This window comes from Clostridium sp. (assembly GCF_026168755.1).
GTDB lineage: Bacteria > Bacillota > Clostridia > Clostridiales > Clostridiaceae > Clostridium.
Genome location: NZ_JAPFDR010000076.1, coordinates 1 through 8,936 on the forward strand (window position 1 = coordinate 1; position 8,936 = coordinate 8,936).

An 8,936-nucleotide genomic window follows, 5' to 3' on the forward strand; every position below is an offset into this window, starting at 1 on the left:
TATATGGATCCTCCTTTTGTCTATTAAATTGGGCTGCGAACCTTTTTTAATTATTGACAAAAGGAGTTTTTTTATATACTCACCGCTTAAGCTACTCTGAACATACCTGCAAAGCAGGTAGTATTCATTTATACAATAAAAGCCCCTGAAAATCAGGGGCTAATAAACTTATTACTATTCAGTTGTGAATGGTAATAAAGCTATGTTTCTTGATCTCTTGATAGCATCTGTTAATTGTCTTTGATGCTTAGCGCAAGTACCAGAAATTCTTCTTGGAAGAATCTTACCTCTTTCTGTAACAAACTTTCTTAGTTTGTTGATATCTTTGTAATCTATTGATTCAGCTTTATCTACACAGAAAGCACATACTTTTCTCTTAGATCTTCTCATCTTTCCAGATCTTTTCATTTCTCTCATGATGTTCCCTCCTTATAAAATAATTAGACTTTTTTTAAAATGGCATATCACCATCATCTACTGGAGTCATATCTCCAAATCCCATATCAGGACTTTCTGTTGGAGCACTCCATGCGTTATCAGAATTTCTTGAGTATGAATTATTATTACCTTCACTAGCATTAGAACCTATGAACTCGAAACTTTCTACAGCTACATCAGTAGTGTATCTTTTAGTTCCATCTTGAGCATCATAGCTACCTGTTCTTATGCTTCCAGTAACAGCAATTTGTCTACCCTTTGTAAGATATTGTGTAATTGTTTCTCCAGTTTTTCCAAATGCTACACAATTTATAAAATCTGTTTCATCTTTTTTAAATTGTCTATTTATAGCAACAGTAAATCTACAAACTGCAGTACCGCTACCTGCCGCATATCTTAATTCTGGATCTTTAGTAAGTCTACCAATAAGTATAACTTTATTCATTTCAATACACCTCTTACGCTTCGTTTTTAACGATTATGTGTCTTATAACACCATCAGTAATTCTGAAAACTCTGTCTAACTCTTTTGGTAATTCAGGATTAGCTTCGAAGTTAATTAAAGTATAGTAACCTTCGTTAACTTTGTTTATTTCATAAGCAAGCTTTCTCTTACCCCAGAAATCAACATTTTCAACTTTTCCTCCACCGTTTTCTATAACACCTTGGAATTTTTCGATTCCAGCCTTAACAGCCTCTTCATCTAATGATGGGTGTAATATAAATATAGTTTCGTACTTTCTCATCATTTTCACCTCCTTTGGACTAACGGCTACATTTTACTGTAGCAGGGATTACAATTTTAAATTTTATCACTTTATTCTACTATTTTCAAGTATTTTTATTTCAATTATTAGATTTAACAACCTTTTTTGCATCTTTTTGGAACTTTAAACGTGGTATCATAACAATTCTACCACATCCAACACACTTTATTTTAATATCAGCACCTAGCCTTATTACTTCGAATTCTTTGCTACCACAAGGATGTTGTTTTTTCATTTCAACAATATCACCTAAATCAAATGTTTCAATCATACTTATCCCCCTAAATATTATTATTATTATTTTTATTTATAATAGTTGTTTTTGGATATGGAATTTCTATTCCTGCTTCATCTAAAGCTATTTTTATATCTTTTCTTAATTCTCTTTCCATTTCCCATTGACTTAATGGTTCTGATCTACCAACAACTCTAATTGTTACTCCTGAAGCATTTAAAGAAAGTACCCCTAATACCTCAACTTTACCTCTTAACTTATCTTTATGTTTTTCCTCAAATAAATCACTAGTTCTCTTAATTACCTCTATAGCTTTATCTACATTCTCTTCATAAGCTATTTCAACATCAACTACAAATCTTATATCTCCTCTTGAATGATTTGTTACTTCTAACACTGATCCATTGGGTATTAAATGTAAGTCTCCTGTAAAATCTCTTAGAACAGTTGTTCTTATACCAATACTCTCTACTATTCCTGAAAACTGTCCAATAGTTACATGATCACCAACTCCATACTGATCTTCAAATAACACGAAAAATCCATTAATAAGATCCTTTACTAAGCTTTGTGCTCCAAGACCTATTGCAAATCCTCCAGCACTAGCTAATGCTACAGGTATTTTAGCTAATATATCATATAGCATAGATCCTATACCTATTATATACACTGTATACTTTAAAACACTTTTTAATACTTCTCCTATAGTCAATGCCTTCTGCGGCTCTAAAGAAAAACTAGTCTTGCTAGCAACCTGTCTATCAACAAACTTCTTTATAAGTTTGTTTCCTATTCTTATTGAAAAATACATTATAATTGATATGAATATAATTGATATAATTTTTTCAAATATAGCATCTAAATCTATTCTCTTACTAAAAAAATCAAATATTTTTTTACTTATACTAGCAAACGCCGTAAATCCATCCATATAGTGATTACCCTCTTTATCTACTTAATTACTATATACTTAGCTTCTTCTTTCTTATATATATTCTTAAATTCAATTATATTACTACTAATTATTTTATTTAATTCTTCTTCATCTTCTATCCTAATACAAATCCCACAACTTTGAGTAATTAAAGTTGGTGTAGGCATTATTCTAAACTTGTAGTTTAATCCACTTAACTTTTGTTCTGCAGACATTGCATCATGAGTATTTTTAAATACTATAATATAATAATTCATTTTTTATTTCCTCCTCAAAACTATATATTAATTATATTATATCTATTTTTATTTTTTAATAAATATATTAAATATTACTATTTTAAAATTACATATTTTTCTAACAATTTATTGCAATTTTATTTATTTATTTTATTATAATATAAGAAAGAATATTTTACGTGTATATAAAAGGAGAAAAGAATGAAGGTATATTTAGATAATGGAAGCACATCATTTCCTAAACCAAAGATTGTAGCTGATTCGATATATAACTATTTAACTAACATTGGTGGAAACCCTGGAAGATCAAATCACTCTAATGCATTAGAAGCTAATAGATCAGTATATCTGGCAAGAGAAGAAATTTGTAATTTGTTTAATTATGATAAACCTGAAAATGTAATATTTACAAATAACATTACATCTTCATTGAATATTTTATTAAATGGAATAATAAAATCTGGCGACCATGTAATAACATCTTCTATGGAGCATAATTCAGTTATTAGACCTCTATATAATTTAAAAAACACTTTAAATATAGAGCTAGACATAGTTAATGCAAATGTTCTTGGAATTGTAGATATAAAAGATATAGAAAAACTAGTTAAACCTAATACAAAATTAATAGTTATTAATCATGCTTCTAACGTTGTAGGATCAATTCAACCAATAAAGCAAATAGGAGATTTATGTAAAAAACTTGGAATATATTTTATATTAGATAGTGCCCAAAGTGCAGGTATACTAGATATTAACTTTAAAGATTTATCATTAAACGCTCTAGCTTTTACTGGTCATAAAAGTCTATTAGGACCTCAAGGAATAGGTGGTTTTATTATTGATGATAAATTAAATGAAATTTGTGATCCATTAATATTAGGAGGCACTGGTAGCTTATCACACTCACTAATTCAACCTGACTTTTTACCTGATAGATTCGAATCTGGAACATTAAACATACCTGGAATAGTAGGTTTATATGAAGCAATTAAATTTATTAAATCTGAAGGTTTAAATACAATTTATGAACATAACAGCTATTTAAGATCTTATTTAATAGCTGGAATTCTTAATATGCCTAACTATACAATAAGTGGTCCTCTAGATAAAAAATCTGCAACATCTTGCGTATCAATAACACATTCTAAATTAGATGTTAGCGAGTTATCTTATATTTTAGAATCTGATTTTAATATTAATAATAGGAGTGGATTACATTGTGCTCCATTAGCTCATAAAACTCTAGGCACTTACCCTAATGGAACTGTTAGACTTAGTTTAGGTTACTTTAATACATTAGAAGAAATTAAATACACAATAGATTCTTTAAATAAAATAAATTCAATTTATAAGTAAATTTTTTACTGATGAATAAGTTATATTATTCTTGTCGATACTTTCAATAAGGAGGTTATGACATGGATAATTGTTTTTGTGTAGATTCATTCTCCCCTAATTCTTCTCACGAATTAGGGGAATATTTATATATAAAGCTTAAAGATATTTTTATAGAAAATAGACCTATAATATTTTTATGTATTGGAACTGATAGAGCAACTGGTGATTCATTAGGCCCTCTAATTGGATATAAACTTAAAAATATTGAAAGAAAGAATATTTATATCTATGGCTCTTTAGAATATCCTGTTCATTCTATTAACTTATCTGAAGTTTTAAATAAAATTAAATCTAACTTTATAAATCCTTTTATTATTGGAATAGATGCCTCTCTTGGTAATGTCCAAAATATAGGAAAAGTATTTATTGAAGATTCTCCTCTTCATCCTGGTTTAGCTTTAGATAAAGATTTACCAGAAGTAGGTGAAATGAATATGAAAGGTGTAGTTAATATATCTGGTAATTTAGACTTCATGATGTTACAAAATACTAGATTATTTGTTGTCATGTCTCTAGCTGATTGTATTTCAAATGCTATATCTTATTTTATAAGTAAAGCTTTATCAAATAACACCTTAATATCTTTTGATTAAAAATTTATTATACTTAATCTTTATTAATCATAATTAGAAATAAAAAATGCGGCTATTTAAATAACCGCATTTTTTATCATTTTAATTTCTGCTATTAATAGCCTCATTTAAAACATGTAACTCTTCCTCAGATAAATCATATCTTGATATTCCTTTATCTATCGGTTTAGCATATGTAGTGCTATCATGTCTAGAATATATTCCAGTTATAATAACACCATCGTTATATGAATCTAATATTGCAATTGAGAAGCTTAAATCGCTACCTACATCTTCAAAAGCCTTATATCTCATTATAGCAACCTTATTAACACAACCTTTTAGTTCTTTTGAAACATTTTTACATTCATTAATTGCTTCTTGAGATTTATTTATGGCTTTTTCAATATTATCTAGATTATCCTTAAGCATTTGCTCTAAATTCTTATTGTTAACGCCTCTCATCATCTTTCTATATTTTTTCTCTAATTTTTTTACAGATACTAATAAGATCATTGTAATTATAAAAAGTAATAATGTTATTATTGCTAATCCTATTATTATTAAGATTGAATATTCATTAATTATATTTATTATGCTATCCATTTATGCTACTTCCCTTCAAATGTTTCACGTGAAACATTTTATAAATTAATTATTTCTAATATTCTTTGTAAATCCTCTTCAGAGTAGTATTCAATCTCTATCTTACCCTTATTATTTTTATTTGTTATATTGACCTTTGTTCCAAAGTAGTTTTCTAACTTATAAGTTACATCCTTATAATATGGGTTAGTTTCATTTGCTATCTTTGTTTTAGCTCTTGTAGGACTAGTCTTTAACTTTCTTATTAAAAGTTCTAATTCTCTTACTGATAACTTATCATCAATAACACTTTGTGCTAATTCACATTGAACTTTACTATCAGTTATTCCTAACAAAGCTCTACCATGCCCCTCTGAAATTACACCCTCAATAATATACTGTTGAACATCTTCACTAAGATTTAATAATCTTAAAGTATTAGTTATTGTAACACGTGACTTTCCTATTCTTTTACTTAGCTCCTCTTGTGTTAAGTTAAAATCATTTATTAATTTTTTATATGCTAATGCTTCTTCAATAGAATTTAAATCTTCTCTTTGAATATTTTCAATTAATGATATTTCTAAAATTTGTTTTTCAGTTAAATTCATTACTATTGCAGGTACCTCTTTAAATCCGATAGATTTAGCTGCTCTCCATCTTCTTTCCCCAGCTACAATAATATACTCATCATCAACTTTTTTTAATATTAATGGCTGTATTATTCCATTACTTTTAATTGATTCTGCTAACTCCAATATTTTTTCATCATCAAAAGATTTTCTTGGTTGACCCTCATTACTCTTAATTAAATTAATATCTATTAATATAGAACTATTTTCTTTAATATCCTTAGCTTTTTCTACCTTAGCATCTAATGTACCTAAAATAGTATCTTCTGGTATAAGAGCATTTAGACCTTTACCTAATCCAAATTTTTTACTCATATCTTTACCTCTCCTACTGCTTACTTAAAAATTCTTTTGCAAAACGCTTATAAGCATCTGCACCCTTGCACTTTTCATCATAAAGCATAATTGGCAATCCAAAGCTTGGTGCTTCTGCTAATCTTATATTTCTAGCAATAGTTGTTTTATATACTTTATCAGTAAAGAAATTTTTTGCTTCCCCATATACTTCATTGCTTAAATTAGTTCTATAATCGTACATCGTCATAAGTACACCTTCTATATCCAATGACTTATTTAACGATTTTTTTACCAATTGTACTGTATTAATTAATTGCCCTACACCTTCTAGTGCATAAAACTCACATTGTATAGGTATTAACACAGAATCAACTGCTGTTAAAGCATTAATTGTTAAAACACCTAATGAAGGCGGACAATCTATAAATATAAAATCATATTGATCCTGTATAGATGCAATTTCTCTTAAAAGTATAGTTTCTCTATCCTTTACATCAATTATTTCAACTTCTGCACCTGCTAATTCCATAGTCGATGGTGCTATGTATAAATTAGTAATTAATTCACTTTTTATAATAACATCTTTTAATGGTACATTTGCTGTAAGTACATCATACATAGAATAATCTAAATTTCTTTTATCTATTCCAAATCCACTTGTGGTATTACCCTGCGGATCAATATCGATTGTCAATACTTTGTAACCTTCCATTGCTAAATAAGCACATAAGTTAATATTAGTAGTAGTTTTTCCTACTCCACCTTTTTGATTAAAAATACATATCTTTTTCATATAAAGCCCTATTTTAGGACTTCACCCCCTTCCCATACTTATATTATATATATTTTTATATAATAATTAAAGATAGCCCTGATAAATTTAAAGTAAATTTTGTATAAATGTTTCACGTGAAACATAAAAAAGCACTCAAAAGAGTGCTTTCTTTATTTATTTTTAGGGATAGAAACTGTTATTTCAATACACTCTTCTTTATCTTGAAGTTTGTATTCTGCTGGAATATTAAATTTACTTAATACTTGTTTTATAGTATTAACATATAACTTTCCAGGTAAAACACCTTTTCCTTTTCTTTTCTTCATTTGTTCGCCAGCTAACTTTAATAGTTCAGTATTAATTAACTCTTCAGTCTTTTTTACATTTAAAGAGTTAGCTATTACTTTTTTTACAACCTTTAATTGTAACTTCTCATCTGGTAAACTTAATAGTGCTCTTGCATGTCTTTCTGTTAAATTATTTTCAAGGCATAGTATTCTTACTTTTTCACTTAGTTTAAGTAATCTTAATTTATTAGCTATAGTAGATTGTTTTTTTCCCATTCTTTTAGCTAATTCTTCTTGAGTAAAATTATGCTCATTAATTAAGTTATAATATGCCTCAGCTTCCTCCATAAAATTTAAGTTTTCTCTTTGCAAATTTTCTAATAATGCAATTTCTGCTGATTGAGTATCCGTAATTTCAATTATATTGCACGGAACAACTTCAAGCTCTGCCATCCTAGCCGCTCTCCATCTTCTTTCTCCAGCAACTAACTCAAATTTATCTCCCATTTTTCTTACAGTAATAGGTTGAATTATACCATGTTCTTTTATTGATTGGCTTAATTCTTCTAGTGCTTCTTCTTTAAAAAACTTTCTTGGTTGATATGCATTAGGAAAAATATTATCAACCCTTATGTTTGTTATTTCTTTATTCATACTGTACGACCATCCCTCATAATTTGTTAATCAACAACTAATTCCATATTTTAACAGAGATATTGCTACGATTTATTTCTATGTATATTTTTAAAATAAATTTATATTGAATGTTATATTCCTTAATCTATTTATTATAAATTAATCTTATTTCCATTAAAATAATTTTATCCTCTATCGACTACTATTGTAAAGGCTTTTTACTAACTGTTCCCGCTTTTCTTGGATAAGTTTTGGGACAATTCTTTACTTTCTTTACTTCTACTATATTGTGTTTTAAATCAGTTTCTTCAATAGATATTTCTATTATTCCTTGTAATTCTCCACCCAATATTTTTATGGCATTACTTCCATTTTGAAGCTCTTCATCAATAGCTGGACCTTTTAATGCTACAAAATAACCACCTTTTTTTACATATGGCATACAAAATTCAGATAAAACTGCCATATTTGCTACAGCTCTTGATGTTGCAATATCAAATTTTTCTCTTAATTCTGGCTTTCTAGCTCCATCTTCTGCTCTAGAATGAATTGTTTTTACATTCTTTAAACCAAGCTCCCTAACTACAAGATTTAAAAAGTTAATTCTTTTATTTAAAGAATCTAAAAGAGTTACTTCCACATTTGGATTCATAATTGCAATTGGAAGTCCTGGAAAACCAGCTCCTGTTCCAACATCTATTATAGTTTTAGCACTTTTTATTTGCTCTGACTTAAATGCTTTAATACAATCTATAAAATGCTTTTTAACAACTTCTTCATCTTCCGTTATAGCAGTTAAGTTTATTTTTTCATTCCATTCTTGAAGAAGTCTCATATATTTAATAAATTGTTCATATTGTAATTCCGTAAACTCTAGTCCTGCATCATTTGAAGCTGTCTTCATTAATTCAAAAAATTCCATTCTTAGTCCTCCTGCTTATTTTTGTTAGTGTAAAGTTTTCTACACTACTTCTCTTTTTAAATCTTTATATATCAAGGTTTCGCAAGTTTTTTTGTATAAAAAAACAACGACCCCCTAATTTCATGTTAAAATTGAATCTCTTACAAAACAAAAATAACCATGAAAGGATGTCGTTATTGTGGATTCAATTATAACCTATTTACTTATATATAATCA

General features: G+C 27.9%; 13 protein-coding genes. 2 read left to right on the plus strand and 11 right to left on the minus strand.

Features of this window, described 5'->3' with window-relative positions:
- Positions 1-174: 174 nt before the first annotated feature.
- The 6 genes from rpsR to Q0Y03_RS14675 all read right to left on the minus strand — a co-directional run bounded on the left by rpsR (position 175) and on the right by Q0Y03_RS14675 (position 2,631).
- Positions 175-417 (minus strand): 30S ribosomal protein S18, encoded by a 243-nt coding sequence (rpsR, locus tag Q0Y03_RS14650; protein ID WP_005209834.1) that lies wholly within the window; start codon positions 415-417, stop codon positions 175-177.
- A 34-nt stretch (positions 418-451) separates the two neighbouring features.
- Positions 452-883: a single-stranded DNA-binding protein gene (gene ssb / locus Q0Y03_RS14655; RefSeq protein ID WP_297714548.1), complete on the minus strand. Its 432-nt coding sequence runs from the start codon at positions 881-883 to the stop codon at positions 452-454.
- A 13-nt stretch (positions 884-896) separates the two neighbouring features.
- On the minus strand, positions 897-1,184 hold the full coding sequence (gene rpsF / locus Q0Y03_RS14660) for a 30S ribosomal protein S6 (RefSeq protein ID WP_133015217.1): 288 nt from the start codon (positions 1,182-1,184) through the stop codon (positions 897-899).
- 100 nt (positions 1,185-1,284) lie between these two features.
- On the minus strand, positions 1,285-1,476 hold the full coding sequence (locus Q0Y03_RS14665) for a DUF951 domain-containing protein (protein WP_133015145.1): 192 nt from the start codon (positions 1,474-1,476) through the stop codon (positions 1,285-1,287).
- A 10-nt stretch (positions 1,477-1,486) separates the two neighbouring features.
- Positions 1,487-2,371: a mechanosensitive ion channel family protein gene (locus Q0Y03_RS14670; protein ID WP_297714549.1), complete on the minus strand. Its 885-nt coding sequence runs from the start codon at positions 2,369-2,371 to the stop codon at positions 1,487-1,489.
- Positions 2,372-2,391: 20 nt separating this feature from the next.
- Complete coding sequence (locus tag Q0Y03_RS14675) at positions 2,392-2,631, minus strand: DUF3343 domain-containing protein (protein WP_297714550.1); 240 nt, start codon at positions 2,629-2,631, stop codon at positions 2,392-2,394.
- A gap of 183 nt (positions 2,632-2,814) precedes the next feature.
- On the opposite strand from Q0Y03_RS14675, the gene Q0Y03_RS14680 reads away from it, so the two are divergent.
- Both Q0Y03_RS14680 and yyaC read left to right on the plus strand, forming a co-directional pair.
- A complete protein-coding gene (locus Q0Y03_RS14680) occupies positions 2,815-3,972 on the plus strand; it encodes an aminotransferase class V-fold PLP-dependent enzyme (protein ID WP_297714551.1) in 1,158 nt (385 codons plus the stop codon).
- Between the two features lie 62 nt (positions 3,973-4,034).
- Positions 4,035-4,607, plus strand: coding sequence for a spore protease YyaC (yyaC, locus tag Q0Y03_RS14685; RefSeq protein ID WP_297714552.1), 573 nt, complete (start codon positions 4,035-4,037; stop codon positions 4,605-4,607).
- An 81-nt stretch (positions 4,608-4,688) separates the two neighbouring features.
- On the opposite strand, the gene Q0Y03_RS14690 is transcribed toward yyaC, so the two are convergent.
- From Q0Y03_RS14690 to rsmG, 5 genes are all read right to left on the minus strand, one after another.
- Complete coding sequence (locus tag Q0Y03_RS14690; RefSeq protein ID WP_297714553.1) at positions 4,689-5,192, minus strand: DUF4446 family protein; 504 nt, start codon at positions 5,190-5,192, stop codon at positions 4,689-4,691.
- Positions 5,193-5,230: 38 nt separating this feature from the next.
- Positions 5,231-6,118: a ParB/RepB/Spo0J family partition protein gene (locus Q0Y03_RS14695; protein WP_297714554.1), complete on the minus strand. Its 888-nt coding sequence runs from the start codon at positions 6,116-6,118 to the stop codon at positions 5,231-5,233.
- 13 nt (positions 6,119-6,131) lie between these two features.
- A complete protein-coding gene (locus Q0Y03_RS14700) occupies positions 6,132-6,893 on the minus strand; it encodes an AAA family ATPase (RefSeq protein ID WP_297714555.1) in 762 nt (253 codons plus the stop codon).
- Between the two features lie 152 nt (positions 6,894-7,045).
- A complete protein-coding gene (gene noc, locus Q0Y03_RS14705) occupies positions 7,046-7,816 on the minus strand; it encodes a nucleoid occlusion protein (protein ID WP_297714556.1) in 771 nt (256 codons plus the stop codon).
- A 184-nt stretch (positions 7,817-8,000) separates the two neighbouring features.
- Positions 8,001-8,720, minus strand: a complete 720-nt coding sequence (rsmG, locus tag Q0Y03_RS14710) for a 16S rRNA (guanine(527)-N(7))-methyltransferase RsmG (protein WP_297714557.1) — start codon at positions 8,718-8,720, stop codon at positions 8,001-8,003.
- Between the last annotated feature and the right edge of the window lie 216 nt (positions 8,721-8,936).

What these genes read in the sequence shown, in the direction of transcription:
- rpsR (WP_005209834.1), bottom strand. Translation starts at nt 417, where the DNA reads ATGAGAGAAATGAAAAGATCTGGAAAGATGAGAAGATCTAAGAGAAAA.
- ssb (WP_297714548.1), bottom strand. Translation starts at nt 883, where the DNA reads ATGAATAAAGTTATACTTATTGGTAGACTTACTAAAGATCCAGAATTA.
- rpsF (WP_133015217.1), bottom strand. Translation starts at nt 1,184, where the DNA reads ATGAGAAAGTACGAAACTATATTTATATTACACCCATCATTAGATGAA.
- Q0Y03_RS14665 (WP_133015145.1), bottom strand. Translation starts at nt 1,476, where the DNA reads ATGATTGAAACATTTGATTTAGGTGATATTGTTGAAATGAAAAAACAA.
- Q0Y03_RS14670 (WP_297714549.1), bottom strand. Translation starts at nt 2,371, where the DNA reads ATGGATGGATTTACGGCGTTTGCTAGTATAAGTAAAAAAATATTTGAT.
- Q0Y03_RS14675 (WP_297714550.1), bottom strand. Translation starts at nt 2,631, where the DNA reads ATGAATTATTATATTATAGTATTTAAAAATACTCATGATGCAATGTCT.
- Q0Y03_RS14680 (WP_297714551.1), top strand. Translation starts at nt 2,815, where the DNA reads ATGAAGGTATATTTAGATAATGGAAGCACATCATTTCCTAAACCAAAG.
- yyaC (WP_297714552.1), top strand. Translation starts at nt 4,035, where the DNA reads ATGGATAATTGTTTTTGTGTAGATTCATTCTCCCCTAATTCTTCTCAC.
- Q0Y03_RS14690 (WP_297714553.1), bottom strand. Translation starts at nt 5,192, where the DNA reads ATGGATAGCATAATAAATATAATTAATGAATATTCAATCTTAATAATA.
- Q0Y03_RS14695 (WP_297714554.1), bottom strand. Translation starts at nt 6,118, where the DNA reads ATGAGTAAAAAATTTGGATTAGGTAAAGGTCTAAATGCTCTTATACCA.
- Q0Y03_RS14700 (WP_297714555.1), bottom strand. Translation starts at nt 6,893, where the DNA reads ATGAAAAAGATATGTATTTTTAATCAAAAAGGTGGAGTAGGAAAAACT.
- noc (WP_297714556.1), bottom strand. Translation starts at nt 7,816, where the DNA reads ATGAATAAAGAAATAACAAACATAAGGGTTGATAATATTTTTCCTAAT.
- rsmG (WP_297714557.1), bottom strand. Translation starts at nt 8,720, where the DNA reads ATGGAATTTTTTGAATTAATGAAGACAGCTTCAAATGATGCAGGACTA.